This window comes from Sphingomonas parapaucimobilis NBRC 15100 (assembly GCF_000787715.1).
Lineage (GTDB): Bacteria > Pseudomonadota > Alphaproteobacteria > Sphingomonadales > Sphingomonadaceae > Sphingomonas > Sphingomonas parapaucimobilis.
Genome location: NZ_BBPI01000097.1, coordinates 1 through 20909 on the forward strand (window position 1 = coordinate 1; position 20909 = coordinate 20909).

Sequence of the window (20909 nt, forward strand, 5' to 3'; positions counted from 1 at the left end):
ATCTTTTTTCCTATCCGAGGCAGTGGCCAAGCAGCCGCTCGCCCACCCCCTGAGAGGATGCCTTCATGCATCGTGGAGCCTTGCTCGCGATCGGCCTTTGCGCGCCCCTGCCGGTCGCCGCGCAAACCACCCCCGTCCCCGCCCCCGCCATCGCACAGCCCGATGAGGATGTCGCACGCCTGACCCGCCTCGTCGAACAGCAACAGGCGCAGATCGAGCGGCTGGAAGCCCGGCTGGCGGCGGTCGAAGGCGGCAAGCCCCAGGCGCTCGCCGCCGCCCCGCTCGGCCAGCCGCTGCCCAGCGACGCGCATCCCCTCACCCCGCCGCAGATCACGGCACAGGCCAGGCAGGCTGTTCGTACGCCCGCGCCGCTCGGCCAGTCGCTGCCCAGCGATGCACACCCGCCCTCGCTCGACGCGCGTCTGGCGCGGATCGAGAAGGCGCAGAACGAAGGCGTGCATGTCGACTGGTCGAAGGGCACGCCGGAGTTCACCAGCGCGGACGGCAAATTCTCGTTCCGCCCGCGCGGCCGTATCCTGGTCGACCTTGCGACCACGACCGGCAGCACGCTCCCGAGCCGGAACATCACCGCCACCACCGCTCGCTCGCTGCGCCTGGGTTTCGAGGGATCGATCGGATCACACCTCTCCTATCTGCTCGAGGGCGATTTCGCCGACAACGACCCGGCGATCAAATCCGCCTATCTCGCCTGGACGACCGGCTTTCTGGGACAACAGGCCGAGTTCGCGCTGGGCAACCGCCTGAACGATCGCGGGCTGGACGGGTCGAGCGGCACCATCTCGGTCCCCTTCATGGAACGCAATTTCGTCGGCGCAGGGATCATCCCCGTGCGCGGCTTCTTCGGACTGGGCGCGGCCGCCCGCGTATACGGCGATGGCTGGCATGTCGGGGTGCAGGTGTCGGGCGACGACATCAGCAATCCGGGCACGGAAAGCGACGGCCTGACCATCGCGGGGCGTGCGCATTGGAACCCGGTCAAGACCGCCGGCTGGCTGGTCCATCTGGGCCTCTGGGGCTTTCGCGAGACGATCGCCGCCGATGCGACCCGCCCGACGCGCAGCATCGCGGTCGGCGGCTTCTTCAACGACAATCTCCGCATCGTACCGGGCACGTTCACCGGCGCGCGGACGGGTGAAGGCTATGGCTTCGAGCTGGGCACCTTCCACAAGTCGCTCTGGGCCTATGGCGAATATGGCAAGCGGCGGATCGAGAACCGCGCGGGCGCCTCGACCGACCAGTCGGCCTGGGCGGTACAGGCGGGCTGGTTCCTGACCGGCGAGACCCCGCCCTATCTGACGCGCGGCGGCGTATGGAGCCGCCCCAAGGTGCTGCGTCCCTTCACCTCGGGCGGGCGCGGCGCGATCGAGCTTGCCACCCGTTACGAGGAACTGGATTACAGTGACAATCCTACGGCCGGACGCGGCACCGCGCTGACGCTGGGCATCAACTGGTATCTCAACAATTTCGTCCGGCTGCAGGTGAACGCGATCGACTGGACCATTGCCAATCCCGTCCAGCTCCGTGGAGCCAAGGACCACGGCCAGACCCTGATCGGGCGCGCCCAGATCGCCTTTTGACGGCACGGAGCGCAAGCGCGAGCTATCGCCGACCGTGACGTGCCCGAACTGGACGAATGCCTTATGAAACGGGCGAGCTGTACCGGCTGAGAAGCCCGACCCGATCGCCCTGCCGCCGCACCCTGCAGCACGACGCCGTCCGCCAGATAACGCGCCAGCCGCGCCCAGGCCAGGGTCGGGTCGAAAAGCACGCGGAGCAGGTCAACACCCGGTACAGCCCGGTTTTCGCCCCCTGCGGTCAACGGCAGCCGCCCGTCACTCTCGAACAAGTCGCGTGCCGATCGGCATCCCCGCCTGGTCGCGCACAATGATTAACCCCGCCTGATGGTGGAGCTGCCCCGGCATCGAAAGCGCGGCCTTCCCTGTATGCCAGAGCGGGGTTCGCAACGATATGCACCATCCATCAGGAGTCAAATCCCGACATGGGACCGACGTGATCCGAAGGGCATCGCCGGTCGCGACCCGAAACAGCTCCCGCCCAATGGCTGGCACCTCCCCCTATCTTCACAAACACGGAAAGGGCCCGCCTCAAAATCGTGGACCGTGCGTTGGACCTAGGAAGAAGGAGAAGGTCATGTCCCAGGAAGTCCCCACGGCCCCAGAACCTGCCAGCTTTGCCGATCTGCCTATCCAGCCGACCGGATCGGGCGTGCAGGATCTCGAGATCGCCTATGAGCAGATGCAACTGGCCAATGGCGACGCCGCATCGGCGGACGAACCGCGGGGCCAGGGCGTCGAGGGCGTTTCCCGCCACGACACCGTGATGCCGATCGAGGATGAGGAAGCCGCGATCATCAGCGCCGCCCATCCGAGCTGACCACGCACCGGGTCCGCTGCATCGGCCCCTATGGCTACGTCGCGCCGACGCTGGCCTTAGGGTTCCTCCCATCGTAAACCGCGTCCGCTTGCAAGGGAGACGCAGATGGGCACCCAGCCTTTGACGGACGATCAGGCCATCATGGGGTCGGACGCCTTGATCGTCGTCGATCCGCAGATCGATTTCTGTCCCGGCGGCCGGTTGGCCGTGGCGGGTGGCGACGAGATAATGGCGGATATCGGCGCGCTCGCCTCGCGTTTTCGCCACGTCGTCGTCACGCAGGACTGGCACCCCGCCGGACATCTGTCTTTTGCGAGCAGCCATCCCGGTCGGCAGCCGTTCGACAGCATATCAATGCCTTATGGCGAACAGGTGTTATGGCCCGATCACTGCATCCAGGGAACGGCCGGAGCCGAATTCCATCCCGGCGTGCAAGGCGCGATCGACCGTGCCGACCTCATCATCCGGAAAGGCTGTAATCCGCAGGTCGATTCCTATTCGGCCTTTTATGAGAATGACCAGACGACGAAGACCGGCCTTGCGGGCTATCTCCGTGACAAACAGGTCCGACGATGCGTGTTTGTCGGGCTGGCCTATGATTTCTGCGTGGCCTGGTCGGCCCTGGATGCCCGGCGCGAGGGTTTTGAGGCCGTCGTCCTGAAGGATCACACAAGGGCAATCGGCATGCCGCTTGGCGACGGGACGACGATCGACGAAGCAGAGGCACGGTTCCGCGCCGCCGATGTCCGGTTCATCGGGCGGGTAGCTTGGTCCCCAGCAGCACCAGACGATCGCCCGTAATCCCGAACCAGTGCGGCACCCCCGCAGGGAGCAACAACACATCGCCGGGTCGCAGGGGGCGCGTCGTACCCCCCTCGATCCGCTCACCCTCGATCAGGTCGGCGCGGCGCGTGGCCGGCGCGACGAGGGTGCCGCCGGAGATCAGCGTACCGACCCCTTCCAACACGATGGCATATTCCGCTTCTGCCGGATGAACCGCCGGACGGCCAGGCTTCTTCCATATTTCGATCGCAGCGACACGCGCGCCGTCGCGGAGCAACGGACGCCATGCAAAGCCCTGGCCCGGCTTCATGCCGGCCAGCATCGCTGCGATCTGCGTACGGACATCGCTGGCACTCGCCAGATCGGGCGCGCCGGGACCGGCGGGAACGTTCCCCGATTGCGCCGTCGCGCCGGTCGACGCCACTGCGCCCGCCAGCAGCACCGCCGCCATAGCGGCAGACATTTTTCTGATGGAACTCCGCATCTTACAACCCCTCCCTGTTATCGGATCGTTGTTGCATCAAGAGGCGACCGGGGCAACAGGCCCGCACCCGATGCCCCATCCGTCATTCCCGAGACGCGGCCTTACGCCAATCACGATAGCCGATAACCGCAAGGCCAATCATCACCGCGTACAGCCCTGCGGTCAGCATCAGGCCCTTGAAGACGAACATGCCGACATAGACAATATCGACCGCGATCCAGAGCAGCCAGTTCTCGCGGTGCCGCCGCGCCGTCCAATATTGCGCGACCAGGCTGAAACTGCTGAGCGTCGCGTCCAGCCATGGCAACGCCGCATCGGTGTGGTGGCTGGTGAACCAGCCGATCGCGAGCGCCCCCAGCGCGCCGATCGCCAGCCCCGCCCCGGCTTGTGGGCGTGTCAGAGGCTTGACGACGACCGCGCCGGTGGCGTTCCGGCTCCGGCGCCAGACGATCCAGCCATAGACGATACCGATGCCGAACACCGCCTGCAGCGCCATGTCGGCATAGAGCCGTATGTCGAGGAACAGTTTGAAATACAGCGCGCAGGCGACGAGGTTCAGCGGCCAGCAAAAGACGTTGCGCCGCGCCGTCAGCCAGATCGCCAGGAAACTGATCGCGACCGCCGCGATCTCCAATGCCGTCATGACAGGTCCAGCTCGCCGCGAAGGCGAGCGAGGAAATCCTGCCCCGCGAACGATTGAAACCATTCGGCATGGCCCAGAAGATATCCCTCCCACGCCAGCAATGCCGCATCGGCATCCCCGACCACCCCGGCAAAATAGTCGATCTCCGACAAGGCGAACTCGATATGGACCAGCGGCAGCAACCGGACGATCACCTCCTTCATGACGGCATCGAGCCGGCGGAGCGTTTCATACCCGGCGATCAGGGACAGAGCGGCCACGGGGTCGCCGATGTGGTCATCCCGCCGCTCCCCCAGCTCCAACCAGGCAAAGGCCGTCCGCTCGATCGCGGTCGCCAGTTCATGCACCGCACAGGTCCGGTCGGCCAGCCCGAAGTCGAACACGGTTTCGACCCCGCCATCCGCGGACCAGAGCAGATTGGAGGGATGCCAGTCATTATGCGTCCACAAGGGCTTTTGACGGGCCAACCCAGGCGCAAGCCCTTCTCCCAATGTGGCAAACAATGATGCCAAGCCGTTATACCAATTTCTTTTCTTGAGAAACTCGGCAAGCGCTGGCCGGCCATTGATATAGGCCTGAGCCGCCGCTATCGGATCGGCAGTTGACAGGATCGAGAAGCTTGCGACCAGAGGCTGGACGGCACGTGCCGGGGCGTCATAGCCTTCGGAGGCGCGATGCAATTGCGCCAGTGCGACACCGGCGGCACGGGCGTGATCGCCGGTCTGAAAAGGGGTCCAGGACAATCGATCCCGATACAGATCCTCTCCGAGCGCCTGACGGTGAAGCTCGTAGGTCCAGTCGCCCCGTGCGATCGCGCTCGCTCCCTCCCCGGTACGCAGCAGGTCGGGCACCGGCATCCCGGCGGCGGCGAGATGGGCGATGAAGCCATGCTCCTCGGCCAGTCCCGCCACGCTCCGCACCCGGCGATCATGCCGCTTCAAAAGAAGCGAGCCGCCGCTCGTATGGATCAGCGTGGCGGCGGAAAAGGGACGCGGCGAATGCCAGTGCAGCGCCTCGAGCGCGGACGCATCTGGAAAGCTCGCCAGCACCGCCGCCGCTTCATCGGGCGTGATCGCGGGCCAGGTGGGGGCCTCCATCGCCAGCCCCATGCCGTGGACACGGTGCGCCCCGGCCGGATCGCCTGCCCCGATCATGCTCAGAAAGCGCGCGACACGGTGGCGACCACCGCTGCACCGCCGCCGACATAATAGCCTGGCGCATTGCCCGTAATGACCGTGCCACCGCGCCCGATCGTATCGCGGGCATTGGTCGTCACGGCCTGCACGCCCGCCAGGACATGCGGATTGGTGACGTTAATCGCATTCAGGCGCAAGTCGGTCCGCTTGCCGTCGAGCCAGTCGGCCAGATGGATACCGATCGCCAGATCCAGCGTCGCATAGCCGGGAATGCTCTCGTCATTCATGAAGGTCGCATATTGGCGACCGACATATTTGCCCGCGATGCTGCCGAAGAACAGCCCGTCGTCATAGGTGCCGCCGCCGCCGACCTGGACGGTCGGGCTGGACACCGCGCGCTTGCCCTGCGTCGGCAGCAAGTCCATGCCGACCGGCAGATCATCGTCGATCCGCGCGCGGAGATATTCGCCCGAGATATAGACGCTGACGCCCCTGGCCGGGCGATAGTCGATCTCGGCGTCGACGCCATAAGAGGTCTGTCCCCCGGCATTCAGCGTGGTGTTGACCAGCGCACCGCCATTGTCGACGACGGTCGCCAACTGTCGGTTGCGGAACTTGTAGTGGAAGCCGGTGACGGACGCCGACAGGCTGGGGCCGATATAGCGATAGCCCAGTTCCTGCGACACCGAATACTCGTTCTTTACAGCTTCTGTGCCGCGCGTTGTGACCACGCCGCCATAATAGCTGTCATACAGCGTAAATTCGTTGGGCGCGCGGAAATTGGTGGTGATGTTGGCGAACAGCTGCTGCCGATCATCGATGTCGTAATGGACGGCGGCGCGCGGCAAGGCGACGAAGCTGTTGCGGCGGACTTCGCTTTGCGGCCCAGGCAGATAGTTTCGGCCATTGCGCAGCAGGTTGACGCCCTTGAACCCGATATCGACGGTCAGGCGCGGGGTCAGCGTGATGCTGTCGGCCAGAAAGACGCTCTTCGTCACGGTGACGGTGCGCTGGTTCTCATAGGCGAGCAGGCGGCCGTCGGCGGTGCGGATCGCCCGGCTGCGATAGCCCCAGCGGTCGACGGGGCGGCCCTCCGCGTCGATCGCGCTATAGGTCTGCGTCACCCGGTCGGTGCCGTAATCGAACCACAGCCCCCCGGTCAGCCGGTGGATGCCAGCCTGCAAGGTCAGCCTGGCGACCTGCCCCGCCCGCATCTGGTCGCCCGTATAATTGCCCAGCACCGTCGCCACGCCGTCCACGGCCCCGGGCAATAGGATCGGCTGGGTCAGTTCCTCATTGCCCAGGAAGTTGCCGGTCGTCGCCAGCTGGGCGCCATAAGGCGAATTGCCATAGCCGAACTGGAGATAGCTCGTGCTGTCGAAGGTCAGTCGGTCGGACAGCACCAGATGCACCGGTGCCGAGGCATAGAGGTTGCGGAACGGCGCGCGGTACAGTTCCCAGTAATTGGTGTCGCCCGGCGTATAGCGCGCGTCGTAATTGAACCCGCGCCCTTGCGCCTGCCATTCCGCCAGCGTCGGGCTGGGATAAGCGGACGAATTGGCGTCATTGTACGACAGCGCCAGGCTGGCGCGATTGCCGTTCCCCCATTCGCGTAGCAGCTTGGCATCGACATGCTGGCGCATGTCATATCCCGCCCCCCGCCAATTGTCCGCGCGCGTGTTGGAATAAGAGACGAACGCCTTCAGGCCCGTGCTCCCGATCTCTCCCGTATCGACCCGGACGAAGACGCGGCGCATGTCATAGGAACCCAGCGCCAGGTCGGCGAGCAGCTGCCGCGTGGCCTTGGGATCGTCCAGGCTCAGCGACAGCAATCCACCCGCGCCCACGACGGTCGGTGCATCGAGATCCACCGATCCCGGCGACAGCGCGATGCGGCGCAGATTTTCGGTATCGGCGAATTGCGACGGATAGGCGTAATAATAACCGATATCATTCTGCGGCGCCCCTTCCATCAGCACGCCGATCTCGTCCTGCCCCAGGCCGCGTAGCGTCAGGCTGGAGCTGGTCGACAGGCCGTAAGGATCGCTGGAGGCGACGTTCGCGCCGGGCAGCAGATTGACGAGTTGAAAGGCGTTCTGGGTCGGGGCCTGCTTGACGATGAAGTCTGTCGCGACCTCGCTCACCGCGCGGGGATCGGTCTGATCGGGCAGCAAGCCTTCGGGATCGCGGTGGCCGATCACCCGGATATCGGCCGAGGCATCGGCAGTTTGCTGCGCCGAGACGGCCACCGGCCATGCGGCGGACAGCATCAGGACAGCAAGGCGGATCATCGTCTGATCGCGCGAAATCACAACCGGCATCGTCTCTTCGTCCACTTCACGGAGGGACGACGGAGGAACCGCGCACCCTCCCTACGCCGGTATGACCCGGATCAGGTTCAGCGGGTCATGGGCTGCTGCCCATCTCTCAACCGCGCATCAGCGGCCCCCCGGGGATGGCGCCGTCTAGGCGGTTATGCGTCGCGTGCAAATGCTTATCGCGCCTGGCGTTGCCAGAAGTCCTTGCTGACCCATGGCGAGCGGGGATATCCCTGGACCATGCTCCGCATGGCCCCTCCCCCTACCGGGGAGCAATGACGGTAGAACCGCACCTGTGGAATAGCATCGGCTGCGCGAAAGCCCCGCTTGCCCAGCAGCCACTTTGTCGCCTAGCTTCCCGTAACTAGCGTTATAAAGGGGGAAATCGACATGGATCGCCGCAACTTCATCTTGTCCGGTGCGGCGACCGCCGGGCTGACCATGTTGCCCGCACGGTCCGCCTTCGCGCAGGCGTCCGGCGCCACACCCGCCGCCTCGTCGCCGGGCGACGCGCGACTGAACACGGCTTTCGATCAGGTCCTGGCCGAGACGGTACGCCAGTCTCCCGAATTCGCCACGTCGCTGGGTCTCGACACCGGCCAGAATGCCGATCTTCGTCACAAGCTGGGCGACAACAGCTATGGCGCTATCGCCAAGGACCTGGCCCGCAACCGCAAGGCCCTTGCGCTCGTCACCGCCGTCGACCCCGCCTCGCTGTCGCCACAGGCGCGGATCGATCGCGAGGTCGTGCTCTACAACATCAAGTCGAACATGATCGGCCCGGAGCAGTTCGGCCTATCCTCGCCACAGGGACCCTATCCGATCTCGCAGCAGGACGGCGTGTATTTCTCGCTACCCGACTTCCTGGCCTCGACCCACCCGGTGAAGACAACGGACGATGCCGAGGCGTATCTGGACCGGCTTGCACTGATGGGGCGTCAGCTCGACAACGAAACCGACGTGCAGCGGCGGGAAGCCGCCAAGGGCCGCCTGGCCCCCGACTTCTCGCTCGACCTTGCGCTGGGCCAGATGGCGAAGCTTCGCTCGCCCGCCGCCGCCGACAGCCAGCTGGTCGAGGCGCTGACCCGCCGCACCGCTGCGGCGAATATCGGTGGCGACTGGAAGGCGCGCGCGACCCGGATCGTGGCGGAACAGGTCTATCCCGCGCTCGACCGCCAGATCGCCCTGCTGCGCTCTCTACGCCCCTCGGCCCGCAGCGCTGCGGGCATCTGGGCGCTGCCCGATGGCGAGGCGATGTATGCCGCGGCGCTCGCCCAGGCCACCACCACCACCCTGTCGCCCGACGCGGTGCATCGCATGGGCCTGCAACAGGTCGCAGAGTTGACCGCGCAGCTCGACACGATCCTGCGAGGCCAGGGCCTGACGCAAGGCAGCGTCGGTGCGCGCCTCGATCAGCTCAACCGCCAGCCTGCGCAGCTCTTTGCCGATGACGACGCCGGGCGCGCCGAGCTGCTGGCCAGCCTCAACGCCAGCGTAAAGGCGATGCAGGCCCGCCTGCCCCAGGCGTTCACGAACCCGCCCAATGCCGCGCTGGAAATCCGCCGGGTCGCGCCCGAGATCCAGGACGGCGCACCCAATGGTTATTATTTCCGTGCCCCACTCGATGGTTCGCGCGCCGCCATCTACTGGATCAACCTCAAGAACGTCCATGACTGGCCGAAATACACGCTGCCCAGCCTGACCTATCATGAGGGCGTGCCGGGCCATCACCTTCAGATCTCGACCGCCCAGCGCGCGCCGACCCATCCGCTGCGCAAGATCGCCTTTTTCAACGCCTATCTCGAAGGCTGGGCGCTTTATGCCGAGCAATTGGCCGACGAATTGGGCGGCTATGCCTCACCCGTCGAGCGCGCAGGCTATCTCCAGTCCTTCCTGTTCCGCGCCGCGCGACTGGTGGTCGATACGGGCATCCATACCAAGCGCTGGACGCACGACCAGGCCACCAGATATCTCGTCGATACGGTCGGCTTCGCCCCCGGCCGTTCGCAGCGCGAGGTGGAGCGCTATTGCGTCTCGCCCGGCCAGGCGTGCAGCTACAAGATCGGCCATGCCGCCTGGCTGCGGGCGCGCGAAAAGGCCAGGACGATCGCGGGCGGTCGTTTCGACCTGAAGCATTTCCACGACGTGCTGGAAGCGGGCGCGATGCCGCTGTCGATGCTCGAGCGGATCGTCGAAGAGCGCGCCCGCGCGGTCTGAGGTCGTGCGTCAGTCCACCTCGCGCCCGATCGGATAGCGAAGCGGATAGGGATGCCCCGGCCCGGCCTCGGCATAGAGCCAGGCCAGCCGGGCATCCGGGTCGGCGGCAAAGGCGGGCTCGTCCTTGAGCTTCTGCTCGAAACGCCGCTTCACATCGGCATCGGTTTCGAGCAGCCGCTCTCCCAAAGCGGCGAGGACATAGGCGTCGGTGCTGGGCGCCGGTGCCAGCATCTCCGGGAAAAAGCCCCAGGCCAGGAACGAGTCCTGGCTTTCGGGTTCCAGCAGGGAGGCGGCCAGCAAGCCGAGCGGCTGGTCGGCCGGAACACGGACGCTGCCCGCCGGCATCTCCTGCTCCACGCTCTCATGGGCGAAGCGGGCGGTGATCGGATAGCGCCCCTCATTGGGCTGGGACAGCTTCGGGTCGATCAGCCGCACGCGGTCGAGTTGGCGGGTCTGCGGCGCTTGTAGCGTCTCGAACCGGATGCCGTGCAGGCGGAGCCGTTCGATCACCTCGGTCTGCTCGGGCGGAATCCACCAGGCCTTGGGCAGGCGAACGCTCTCGACCGGCTGTTGGCCGATGATCGGCATCCGGAAGGTGATCGGCTTGCCCAGCCAGCGCTGTTCGTCGCGCCCGGAGGCGGGCGAGCGATAGGTGTCGAAGGCGACGCCCTTGAAATTCTCGATCCAGCCGATCGGCGCGGCGGCGGGCTTCCACCGCGTCAGCAACTCGGTGGGGCGGCTCGCCCGGTCGGCCGCCTTGGCTTCCGCGATACGGGCGCGCTCGGTGGCGGCGACCTTCAGCGCGGCTTCCAACAGGACATAGGTTCCCAGGACGCGCTGGCGATAGGGCTTGAGCATATGGTTCTCGACCAGCACGGTCGGCATGCCGATGAAATCGCCATAGCCGGTCGAGTAGCGCGGCCCCTCCGGGCTGTAGCGGATGCCCTTCTCAGGGTGGCGGGTGTCGATCGGGCTGGGATAGATGATGGGGGTGTGGCCTGAGGCGGTCAGCGCACTGGATACCGCCGGACCGAAGCGCCCCTCCAGCCACTCGGCGGTGGCGCGATGCCGCGCATAGGTGCCCCAACCGGCATAGGTGAAGGTCACGTCATACTGCATGTCGAAGCCTTCGCTGACATGGCAGTCGATATAGAGGATCGGATCGAGCCCCCGGATCAGACCGATCATCGCGCGCGACTCCGGCGCGTCCAGCTTGGCATAATCGCGATTGAGGTCGATATTGCGCGCATTGGCATCCCGGCCCTTCTCGGCGGGGCCACGGATGTGTGGATAGTTGTAGGCGTTCCTCTGTTCATGCCCATCGATATTGTAGATCGGCACGAACACCAGATCGACCTTGTCGAGCAGACTGTCTTTTCCGCGGAGCGCAATGTTGCGCAGCAGCATCAGACCGGCGTCCTTGCCGTCGATCTCGCCCGAATGGATGCCGCCCTGTACCAGCACCACCGGCTTGCCCGTGCCGCCCTTGCTGGCGCGGACATAGATCATCTCGCGCCCCTCGGCGGTGCGGCCGAACGTCCTGACGCTGATAAGGGGTGACGCGGCCTCCAGACGTGCCAGCCATGCCCTGACCTCCGCATAGCGTGGCGTCGTCCGAAACTCCGATGCCTCGGCCGGGGTGATCCAGGGGTCCCCCGCCTTTGCGATCAGGGCTTCGCTTTTCCCCGACCATGGCAATGTCGGCGGCAAGCGTGCGGGCTGCTGCGCGTTCAGATTGCCTGCCGTTGCGAACAGCAAAAGGGCGAGAAAAGAGGCGCGCTTGGTTTGCAAGGCAGCACTTTTGTGGGAAGCGGTCATAACGCCGCCGCAATATGATACGTTATAGTGTAACACAAGACAGCGGCTGTGCCCGCACGACGCGGCTTCGGTGGCGGCAGTGCAAATAGCACAGCCAGCAATGTTTTGTTACTTTCCGCGCGCCCTCGCGTTGTTGTCATTCCATTCGCTTGAGGTCCCGCCACACATGCCCCTGCCTGCCGATCGTAGTGCTATTCTCGAAGCCCGACGTACTCTGAAGATGGCGCGATCCGCCCATGCCTATGTCCGGGGGAACACGGCGAAATTCTACGAATGGCTGGCGGCGTCCAAGGCGGCGCGGCGGGTGCCGCAGGGACCGGCGATCTGGATTTGCGGCGACTGCCATCTGGGCAATCTCGGGCCGGTCGCCGATGGGCGTGGCTCGGTGGAAATCCAGATCCGCGATCTCGATCAGGCCGTGGTCGGCAATCCCGCGCACGACCTCATCCGGCTCGGCCTGTCGCTGGCCACGGCCGCGCGCGGTTCCGACCTGCCCGGTGTCGTGACCATGCGCATGATGGAGGCGATGGTCGAAGGCTATGCCGCGGCCATCGGCGACCCCGATCACGACGATCCCGACCTCGACTCCGAGATCGTCCGCAGCGTCGAGCGCGAGGCCCTGGGTCGGCGCTGGCGCCATCTGGCCAAGGAGCGGCTGGACGCGGTCGAACCCCGCATCCCGCTGGGCAAGAAATTCTGGGAGCTGTCGCCCGACGAACGCGAAGCCCTGACCGCGCTGTTCGCCGACGAACGGGTCGGTGCCATGGTCCTCTCGCTGAAGGGCAAGCCGCAGGACCGCGAGGTCCGGCTGGTCGACGCCGCCTATTGGATGAAGGGGTGTAGTTCGCTCGGACTGCTGCGCTATGCCGCGATCGTGGCGCTCCGGACGCGCAAGGGCAACTGGTCCTATGCGCTGGTCGACCTGAAGGAAGCGACCGCCCCCATCGCACCCGCAGCGTCCGGTGCGGAAATGCCGGGCGATCCCGCGGAACGCGTGGTGACCGCGGCCCGCCATATGTCCCCCTATCTCGGCGAGCGGATGATGCCCGTCACGATGCTGGACCGTTCGCTGTTCATGCGCGAACTGACCCCGCACGACATGAAGCTGGAGGTCGAGCAGTTCAGCCAGGGCGAGGCGGTCCGCGCTGCCCGGCACCTCGCTTTCGTCGTCGGCACCGCCCATGCGCGTCAGCTGGACATGGCCGCCCGTTCCGATTGGCTGGCGACGATCGAAGCGGATAGGAGCGGCGCGCTCGACACGCCGTCATGGCTCTGGGAAAGCGTCGTCATGCTCTCCGGCAGCCACGAAGCGGGCTATCTCGAACACTGCCGACGCTATGCCATCGCCGCCTAGCGATCCGTCGGGATTTGCCCGTTGGCCTCGGCGATCAGCCGCGCCATGCGCTCGGCATCCTTGGCGACCTGTTCGTCGTCCAGCTCACGGCGCAACCATCGCATCTCGTGGAGATTCCCGTGTTCGTCGAGTTCACCGCAGCCGATCCGCTTGCCATAGTCCAGCAACGCGCAAGTCGCCCCGGGGACATGCGTCCGTACGATCCTCTGGACCTCATCGATAACATATTCGCCCGAACCAGCAATTTGCGCCATATCATCCTCTGATCGAGCCTCCGGATAGCATTCGCATCCACGCGCGCGAAGTCGTTTCTCCCCCTGCCCCATACGAGACAGCATCGCGAATACGAAAAAAGGGGCGCGGCACACCGGACCAGCGTCCCGTGCATCGCGCCCCCATAGAGCAACCTGAGAACTTAGCTGGCCTGGTCGGCCGACACCGGCTTGGCGGTCACGTCGAAGCGGTCGGCGTTCATCACCTTCACCCAGGCCCGCACGAAGTCGCGGACGAACTTCTCTTCATGCCCGTTCTCGGCATAGACCTCGGCCGTCGCGCGCAGCTGCGAGTTGGAGCCGAAGACCAGGTCAGTCCGCGTCGCCCGCCACTTTTCCTGGCGGCCGCCACGGTCGTAACCGATGAACTTCTCATCGCTCGACGCATCGACCAGATCCCAGAAGGTATCGTTGTCGAGCAGGTTGACGAAGAAGTCGTTGGTCAACTGACCCGGACGGTCGGTCAGGACGCCTTCCGGCGCATCGCCGACATTCGCGCCCAGTACGCGCAGGCCACCGACCAGCACTGTCATCTCCGGCGCGGACAGTCCCAGCAGCGCCGCCCGGTCGAGCAGCAGTTCCTCGGTCTTCACCGGGTTGCGGGTCTTCAGATAGTTGCGGAAGCCGTCGGCCTGCGGCTCCATCCACTTGAAGCTCTCGACATCGGTCCATTCCTGCGTCGCATCGCCGCGACCGCCCAGGAACGGAACGTTGACGTCGAACCCGGCGTCGCGCGCCGCCTTCTCGACCGCCGCCGAGCCCGCCAGCACGATCGCATCGGCCAGCGACATGTCGCCGCGCAGCTCGTTCAGCTTGGCCAGCACCGTCTGAAGCTGGTCGGGCTCGTTCACCGCCCAGTCCTTCTGCGGCGCCAGCGCGATGCGGGCACCGTTCGCGCCGCCGCGATGGTCCGACCGGCGATAGGTCGATGCCGAAGCCCAGGCGGTCTTGACCAGCTGTGCGACCGTCAGCTCGCTCGAAAGCACCGCCTCCTTGAACGCGGCCACGGCGGCATCCGACGGCGCGGTGCCTTCGGGCACGGGATCCTGCCAGATCAGTGTCTCTTCGGGGGCTTCCGGCCCGAGATAGCGGATCTTCGGTCCCATGTCGCGGTGGGTCAGCTTGAACCAGGCGCGGGCGAAGGCATCGTCGAGCGCGGACTGGTCGTCCCGGAAGCGCAGCGCGATCTCGCGGAACTCGGGGTCCATCTTCAGCGCCATGTCGGCGGTGGTCATGATCGTGGGGACGCGCTTGTTCGGGTCGCGCGCGTCGGGGGCCATATCCTCAGGATCAGGGTTGACCGGGGTCCACTGCTTGGCACCCGCCGGGCTCTGCGTCAGCTCATAGTCGTACTTGAACAGCAGCCGCAGATAGTCGCCGGTCCACTGGGTCGGATTGTTCGACCACGCACCTTCGATGCCCGAGGTCGTGATGTGGCCCTTCCCGATCTCCTCGCTGTCGGTCAGCCAGCCGAGTCCCTGCTGGTGGATCGCCTCCGCCGCAGGGTTCTTGAAGCCCGTCGGGGGCTTTGCGCCATGCGCCTTGCCGAAGGCGTGACCACCGGCGGTCAACGCCACCGTCTCTTCCGAGTTCATGGCCATGCGCTGGAACGTCGCCTTCATGTCGCGCGCCGAGGTCAGCGGATCGGGATTGCCGCCGGGACCTTCGGGGTTGACGTAGATGAGGCCCATCTGGATCGCGGCGAGCGGCCCTTCCAACTCGGGCAGTTCCTCGGTGATGCGGGTCTGCGCGCCTTCATCGACCCACAGCTCCTCGGCGCCCCAGAAGGTATCACCCTCCGACGCATAGACGTCCTTGCGGCCGCCCGCAAAGCCGAAGGTCGGCCCGCCCATGCTCTCGATCGCGACATTGCCCGCCAGGATGAACAGGTCGGCCCAGCTGATATGCTTGCCGTACTTCTGCTTGATCGGCCACAGCAGGCGTCGTGCCTTGTCGAGATTGCCGTTGTCCGGCCACGAGTTGAGCGGCTCGAAACGCTGCTGCCCCGACGACGACCCGCCGCGCCCATCGGTCACGCGGTACGTGCCCGCGGCGTGCCAGGCCATGCGGATCATGAACGGGCCATAATGGCCATAGTCCGCCGGCCACCACGGCTTGCTGTCGGTCATCAGCGCGAGCAGGTCGGCCTTGACGGCGGCATAGTCGAGCGCGTTGAACGCCTCGGCATAGTCGAAATCCTCGCCCATCGGATTGGGCGAGACGCCATGCTGGTGCAGCATGTCGACCGGCAGCGAGTCGGGCCACCAATCCTTGTTGGTCCGCCCCAGCAGCGACCGCGCCTTGACCTCGCCGCCGCCCTTGCCGCCCATCGGGCAACCGCCGCCCTTGGGCTTTTCGTAATCGGCCATCTCGGAGTCCTCTTCCAACGGGTGTTCCTATGCGAGGGAAGGTGCCGCATCCGACGATACGCTGTCCAAGCGATTTTTCGGGCCTGACAGATTTCATTAATCGATCACTATCGACGCTGCGTTCATGGAACAAAAACGCCCATAGCGAACCGAGGTCCCGCCTCATTCGGCGGGGGTACGCCGCACCCATAGCACCGCGATCAGGACGATGGCGGTCAGCACCCCGCACATGGCCCAGGCCGCGTTGACGGCAGGGACCAGCGCGGCCTTTTCCACCAGCGGCCGCACCATCTCGACAGCGAAATCGTCGAGCGGCTGGCCACGTTGTTCCAGAAACGCGTCCTTGGGGATACCGATGCGCAGCGCCGTGTCGAGGTCGCCCGCCTGAAGGCGGCTGGCGATATGGCGTCCCTCGGTCGCGGCGCGGCTGAAGATCACCGTGTCGACCAGCGCCAGCCCGACCGCGCCGCCCAGATTGCGCATCAAGTTGAACAGCCCGCTGCCATCCGCGACCAAAGTGCGCGGCAAGCGGCCCAGCGCCATGCGGGTCGGCGGCAACAGGCAGAACATGATCGCCGCCCCACGCACCACCTGCGGCAGGATCATCGCGTGGAAATCGGTCTGCGCGGTCTGTCCCATGCTCATCAGCAGGCCGATCGCGAACAATCCGAAGCCGAAGGCGGTCAGCCAGCGCGGATCGACCCGACGCTCCGCCCAGACCGCGATGGGCGCACTCACCAGCTGCGCGATGCCGGTGACCAGCATGATCTCGCCGATGCGCAGCGCACCATGCTCGCGCACCAGCCCCAGGAAAAAGGGCATCAGATAGGTAGAGCCGAACAGGCCGAACCCCAGCACGAAGCTGAACAGGCACCCGATCGCGAAATTGCGGTCGGCGAAGCAACGCAGCTCGACAAGCGGCACCTGCGCACGCCATGTCCGCACGACGAACACGGTCCCGCACGCCACGAAGGCCGCCAGCAGGCCCAGCACGCGCCCATCGCCCCAGCCGCGCGCCGGTGCGTCCTTCAAGCCGATCTGCAACGCGACGAGCGCGGCGGCGAGCAGAAGCAGCGCCGCGATATCGATGGTACGGCGCGTGCCCGACCGCTCGACCGCCGCCTGCCCGCGCAACAGCCACGCAACGCCCAGCGCCGCGACGATGCCCGGCACGATGTTGATGCGGAACAGCCAGTGCCACGAAAAGGATTGCGTCACCCATCCGCCGACGATCGGCCCGATGGTCGGCGCCAGCACGGCAGCCACACCGGCGATCGTCGTGGCCAGCCCCTGCACCCGCGCCGGGAACAGCAGGAAGACGGCCGAAAACACGATGGGGATCAGCGTGCCGCCCGAAAAGCCCTGCACGACCCGCCACAGGATCAGGGTCTCGAAACTGCCGCTCATCGCGCATCCGATCGAGGCCAGCGTGAACAGGCTGATCGCGCCGACGAACAGCCGCCGCATCCCCAGCACATCGGTCAGATAGCCGGTCAGCGGGATCGCGACGATCTCGGCGGTCAGATAGGCGGTCTGGATCCAGACCATCCGGTCGGGCGTGATGCGCAGCGCCGCCTGGATCGTCGGCAGCGAGGTGGCGACGATCTGCACGTCCAGGATCGCCATGAACATGCCCAGACACATGAAGGTGAAGCCCGCCCAAGCGGCGAACCCGGCCGTCTGCGGCTCCACAGCGGGCGATGCGGTTGCCGCCGTCATATCGTCGCTTCGCCTTCCATCCGTCCGCCCTATCCTGTATTTTTCGACAGGTTGAACAAGCCGAGACGCGGATCGTTGCGCTCCGGTATCCATTTCCGCCGGTTGACCGGCTACTCGGACGGTGCATGTCTCAACCGGTTGCCCTTTTGTCGCTCGCGACCCGCACACCCCCTCATCGACTGTCCCAGGATCAGGCCCTCGCCACGGCGCGGGAATTGATCGGCGACCGCTTCACCGATTTCGATCGGCTGGCGCCCGTATTCGACCATGCGGGCATCGCCGAGCGCCAGCTGGCCATGCCGCTCGACTGGTATCGCACGCCCCGCTCGTTCGAGGAGCGGAGCGCCGCCTATCTCGACGTCGCGCTCGACCTGTTCGTCGCCGCCGGTGGCGGTGCGCTGGAGGAGGCCGGACTGGAGGCCGGGGACGTCGATGCCATCGTCACCGTCTCCTCGACCGGGATCGCCACGCCCAGCCTGGAGGCGCGGGCCATGGCGCATCTGTCATTCCGGAACGATGTGCGACGCGTGCCGGTCTTCGGCCTGGGGTGCGCGGGCGGCGCCACCGGGCTGGCCCTCGCCGCCGATCTGGCCCGCGCGCGACCCGGCTCGACCGTGCTGTTCGTCACGGTCGAGCTGTGCAGCCTGGCCCTGAGGACCAACGGCGCGGACAAGGCCGACCTGATCTCCACCGCGCTGTTCGGTGACGGCGCGGCGGCGTGCCTCCTGCGAACGGGTCGCGAAGGCTTTGCACAGGTCGTCGGCAGCGCGGAAAACACCTGGAACGACACGCTCGACATCATGGGGTGGCGAACCGAGCAGACGGGGCTGGCGGTCGTCCTGAACCGCGCGATCCCGACCTTTGTCGAACGCGAGATGCGCCAGGCGGTGACCGGTATGCTGGAGAGGCAAGGCCTCGCCCTGTCGGACATCGACCGCTTCATCTGCCATCCCGGCGGGGCGCGCGTGCTGGACGCGCTGGAAAGCGCCCTCGGACTGGCGCACGGTGCGCTGGCGCAGGAGCGCACGGTCCTTCGCGACCATGGCAACATGTCCGCGCCGACCGTGCTGTTCGTATTGGACCGTTATCGCCGGGAAGGCCTGCCGCCCCGCTCTCTCCTGAGCGCCCTGGGGCCGGGCTTCACCGCGTCTTCGCTGGTGCTGGAGTGCGATCGATGACCCTGCCCTATGCCATCATGGCGTTCGTCACGCTCCAGCGATTGAGCGAGCTGGTCATCGCGCGGCGCAACACCGCCCGGCTGATGGCGGCGGGAGCGCGCGAATATGGTGCAAACCATTATCCGGTGATGGTCGCGATGCACACCGCCTGGCTGATCGCCCTGTGGTTCAGCGTGGGCGACCGGGCGGTCTCGTGGCCATTGCTGCTGGTCTTCGCCGTGTTGCAGGGGATGCGGATCTGGGTGCTGGCGACCCTGGGTTCGCGCTGGACGACGCGGATCATCGTCCTGCCGGGCGCCTCGCTGGTTGCCCGGGGACCGTTCCGTTTCCTGCGCCACCCCAACTACGCGGTCGTCACCGCCGAGATCGCGGTGCTGCCCCTCACCTTCGGGCTGTTCGGAATCGCTGCGCTGTTCACCATCCTGAACGCGGCGATGCTGTATGTCCGTATCGGTGCGGAGAACCGCGCGCTGGGCCTCAGCGCCGGGTCGCCACCGCCTCCCGCTCGGCCTTGATCCGCAGCATCGCGGCGTGACAGGCGGGCGAGGTCTGGTCGATCTTCTGGATCATGCAGCCCTCGACCTTCTTGCGGCTCATCGACTTCATCTCCATCGGGCACAGCCGCCGCGCTTCGGCGACACAGGCCTTCTTGCCGGGATCGGGCTGTGCCTGGGCGACGCCGACGGTCAGGGGCGACAAGAGGGCGGCGGCGATCAGGACTGCGTACATCATGTGACTTGCACCTCGTGACATCGTGGCTGCGATGTATCCCATAATAAACGCGAAACGCCAGGTTTTTGGGCTCATGGATAGCGGCAGCCTGGGCGTCGGTTACCCCGAAACCGCAATTCCGCTTGGTTGCTGTTGCGCCGCGTCGAGATGGTGCTGCAACCGTCCAACCTTCCGGCGCGGCGTCAGATAATCCTCTGCGGTCTGGTGGTGGCGAGCGTCGCTCCCGCCGCCACCGGACCGGAAAGCCAAGCGGCACATCCCGTCCGCTGCCGGAAATGCGGAATCCTGCATCCCCGTTTCGACATGGCGGACGTTTGCGCCGGTCCGTTCCGCATCAGCGTGCGATGATGGTCGAATCGATGTCCGCGATCGTCCGCACGCCGGTCAGCGCCATCGCCACCCGCATCTCCCGGTCGAACAGGTCGAGCAGGTTGGCGACCCCCGCCTGGCCATCGGCGGCCAACGCATAGATGAAGGCCCGCCCCAGCATGGCCGCATCCGCGCCCAAGGCCAGCATGCGCACCACGTCCAGGCCCGACCGGACACCCGAATCCGCGAGGATCGTGAGTTGTCCCTTCACCGCGTCGGCGATGGTCGGCAGCGCCCGCGCCGAGGACAACACGCCGTCGAGCTGCCGCCCGCCATGGTTGGACACGACGATACCCTGCGCGCCAAAGCGCACCGCCTCCCGCGCGTCCTCGACGTCGAGAATGCCCTTGATCACGATCGATCCCTTCCAGAAGTCGCGGATCCATTGCAGATCGCGCCACCCGATCGACGGATCGAAATTCGCGCCCAGCCAGCCGATATAGTCGGCCAGGCCCGTCGCTGCGCCGCGATAGGCCGAGATATTGCCCAGGTCATGCGGCCGCCCATGGATGCCGACATCCCATGCCCAGCGGGGATGCGTGATCGCCTGCAGCATCCGCCGCCACGCCGCGTTCGGCCCCGACATGCCCGAATGCGCATCGCGGTAGCGTGCGCCCGGCACCGGCATGTCGACGGTGAAGACCAGGGTCTCCACCCCAGCCGCCTGCGCCCGCTCCAGCGCGTCGCGCATGAAGCCGCGATCCTTCAGCACATAGAGCTGGAACCAGATCGGCGCGGGCGACTGGCGCTGTACCTCGTCGATGGCGCAGACCGACACGGTCGACAGGGTGAACGGCACCCGCTTCTGAGCCGCCGCCCGTGCCGCCTGCACTTCGCCGCGCCTGGCATACATGCCGGTCAGCCCCACGGGTGCCAGTATCACCGGCATCCCGAGCGACTGTCCGAACAACGTCGTACCCAGGTCGATATCGGCGACGTCGCGCAGCACCCGCTGGCGCAGCGCCACGTCGGACAGGTCCGCGACGTTGCGGCGCAACGTATGTTCGGCATAGGCGCCGCCGTCGATATAGTGGAACAGGAACGGGGGCAGACGGCGCCGTGCGGCTTCGCGATAGTCGGTGGTGGCGGAAATGATCATTGG

17 protein-coding genes and 1 riboswitch are annotated in these 20909 nt (G+C 66.1%); of the genes, 7 read left to right on the forward strand and 10 right to left on the reverse strand.

Features of this window, described 5'->3' with window-relative positions; translation table 11 throughout:
• Positions 1-65: 65 nt before the first annotated feature.
• From SP5_RS16580 to SP5_RS16590, 3 genes are all read left to right on the forward strand, one after another.
• Entirely contained in the window at positions 66-1598 is a 1533-nt protein-coding gene (locus SP5_RS16580) for a porin (protein ID WP_084220738.1), read from the forward strand.
• 574 nt (positions 1599-2172) lie between these two features.
• Positions 2173-2415 carry a hypothetical protein gene (locus SP5_RS16585; protein ID WP_042490753.1) on the forward strand — a complete coding sequence of 81 codons (243 nt, stop codon included), beginning with the start codon at positions 2173-2175 and terminating at the stop codon, positions 2413-2415.
• A gap of 105 nt (positions 2416-2520) precedes the next feature.
• Positions 2521-3216 carry a nicotinamidase gene (locus tag SP5_RS16590; protein WP_217995711.1) on the forward strand — a complete coding sequence of 232 codons (696 nt, stop codon included), beginning with the start codon at positions 2521-2523 and terminating at the stop codon, positions 3214-3216.
• Here the strand turns inward: SP5_RS16590 and SP5_RS16595 are convergent.
• The 4 genes from SP5_RS16595 to SP5_RS16610 all read right to left on the reverse strand — a co-directional run bounded on the left by SP5_RS16595 (position 3167) and on the right by SP5_RS16610 (position 7731).
• On the reverse strand, positions 3167-3661 hold the full coding sequence (locus SP5_RS16595) for a cupin domain-containing protein (RefSeq protein ID WP_245613527.1): 495 nt from the start codon (positions 3659-3661) through the stop codon (positions 3167-3169). The genes SP5_RS16590 and SP5_RS16595 overlap by 50 nt on opposite strands.
• Before the next feature lie 103 nt (positions 3662-3764).
• Positions 3765-4325 carry a nicotinamide riboside transporter PnuC gene (gene pnuC / locus SP5_RS16600; RefSeq protein WP_042490757.1) on the reverse strand — a complete coding sequence of 187 codons (561 nt, stop codon included), beginning with the start codon at positions 4323-4325 and terminating at the stop codon, positions 3765-3767.
• Entirely contained in the window at positions 4322-5479 is a 1158-nt protein-coding gene (locus tag SP5_RS16605; protein WP_042490759.1) for a phosphotransferase enzyme family protein, read from the reverse strand. The genes pnuC and SP5_RS16605 overlap by 4 nt, the downstream gene beginning before the upstream one ends.
• 2 nt (positions 5480-5481) lie before the next feature.
• Positions 5482-7731, reverse strand: a complete 2250-nt coding sequence (locus SP5_RS16610; protein ID WP_052811616.1) for a TonB-dependent receptor — start codon at positions 7729-7731, stop codon at positions 5482-5484.
• An 82-nt stretch (positions 7732-7813) separates the two neighbouring features.
• Positions 7814-7923: riboswitch (TPP riboswitch) on the reverse strand.
• A 246-nt stretch (positions 7924-8169) separates the two neighbouring features.
• Here SP5_RS16610 and SP5_RS16615 point away from each other — a divergent pair.
• Positions 8170-9996: a DUF885 domain-containing protein gene (locus SP5_RS16615; RefSeq protein ID WP_042490760.1), complete on the forward strand. Its 1827-nt coding sequence runs from the start codon at positions 8170-8172 to the stop codon at positions 9994-9996.
• 9 nt (positions 9997-10005) lie between these two features.
• On the opposite strand, the gene SP5_RS16620 is transcribed toward SP5_RS16615, so the two are convergent.
• Positions 10006-11814 (reverse strand): M14 family metallopeptidase, encoded by a 1809-nt coding sequence (locus SP5_RS16620; RefSeq protein WP_042490762.1) that lies wholly within the window; start codon positions 11812-11814, stop codon positions 10006-10008.
• A gap of 166 nt (positions 11815-11980) precedes the next feature.
• Between SP5_RS16620 and SP5_RS16625 the strand changes: the two genes are divergently transcribed.
• The gene (locus SP5_RS16625; RefSeq protein WP_042490764.1) at positions 11981-13168 is read left to right on the forward strand and encodes a DUF2252 family protein; all 1188 of its coding nucleotides are present in this window, start codon (positions 11981-11983) and stop codon (positions 13166-13168) included.
• On the opposite strand, the gene SP5_RS16630 is transcribed toward SP5_RS16625, so the two are convergent.
• The 3 genes from SP5_RS16630 to SP5_RS16640 all read right to left on the reverse strand — a co-directional run bounded on the left by SP5_RS16630 (position 13165) and on the right by SP5_RS16640 (position 17528).
• Positions 13165-13422 (reverse strand): hypothetical protein, encoded by a 258-nt coding sequence (locus SP5_RS16630; RefSeq protein WP_042490765.1) that lies wholly within the window; start codon positions 13420-13422, stop codon positions 13165-13167. The two genes, SP5_RS16625 and SP5_RS16630, sit on opposite strands and share 4 nt — an antisense overlap.
• Before the next feature lie 161 nt (positions 13423-13583).
• A complete protein-coding gene (gene katG / locus SP5_RS16635) occupies positions 13584-15809 on the reverse strand; it encodes a catalase/peroxidase HPI (protein WP_042490767.1) in 2226 nt (741 codons plus the stop codon).
• Between the two features lie 162 nt (positions 15810-15971).
• A complete protein-coding gene (locus tag SP5_RS16640; protein WP_042490769.1) occupies positions 15972-17528 on the reverse strand; it encodes a DHA2 family efflux MFS transporter permease subunit in 1557 nt (518 codons plus the stop codon).
• A gap of 125 nt (positions 17529-17653) precedes the next feature.
• Here SP5_RS16640 and SP5_RS16645 point away from each other — a divergent pair, with 125 nt between their 5' ends.
• Positions 17654-18706: a type III polyketide synthase gene (locus tag SP5_RS16645; protein ID WP_042490771.1), complete on the forward strand. Its 1053-nt coding sequence runs from the start codon at positions 17654-17656 to the stop codon at positions 18704-18706.
• Positions 18703-19221, forward strand: coding sequence for an isoprenylcysteine carboxyl methyltransferase family protein (locus SP5_RS16650; RefSeq protein WP_042490773.1), 519 nt, complete (start codon positions 18703-18705; stop codon positions 19219-19221). The genes SP5_RS16645 and SP5_RS16650 overlap by 4 nt, the downstream gene beginning before the upstream one ends.
• On the opposite strand, the gene SP5_RS16655 is transcribed toward SP5_RS16650, so the two are convergent.
• Together SP5_RS16655 and lldD are read right to left on the reverse strand one after the other, a co-directional pair.
• Positions 19184-19438, reverse strand: a complete 255-nt coding sequence (locus tag SP5_RS16655) for a hypothetical protein (RefSeq protein WP_157013785.1) — start codon at positions 19436-19438, stop codon at positions 19184-19186. The genes SP5_RS16650 and SP5_RS16655 overlap by 38 nt on opposite strands.
• A 334-nt stretch (positions 19439-19772) precedes the next feature.
• The gene (gene lldD, locus SP5_RS16660; RefSeq protein WP_042490777.1) at positions 19773-20906 is read right to left on the reverse strand and encodes an FMN-dependent L-lactate dehydrogenase LldD; all 1134 of its coding nucleotides are present in this window, start codon (positions 20904-20906) and stop codon (positions 19773-19775) included.
• Positions 20907-20909: the final 3 nt, after the last annotated feature.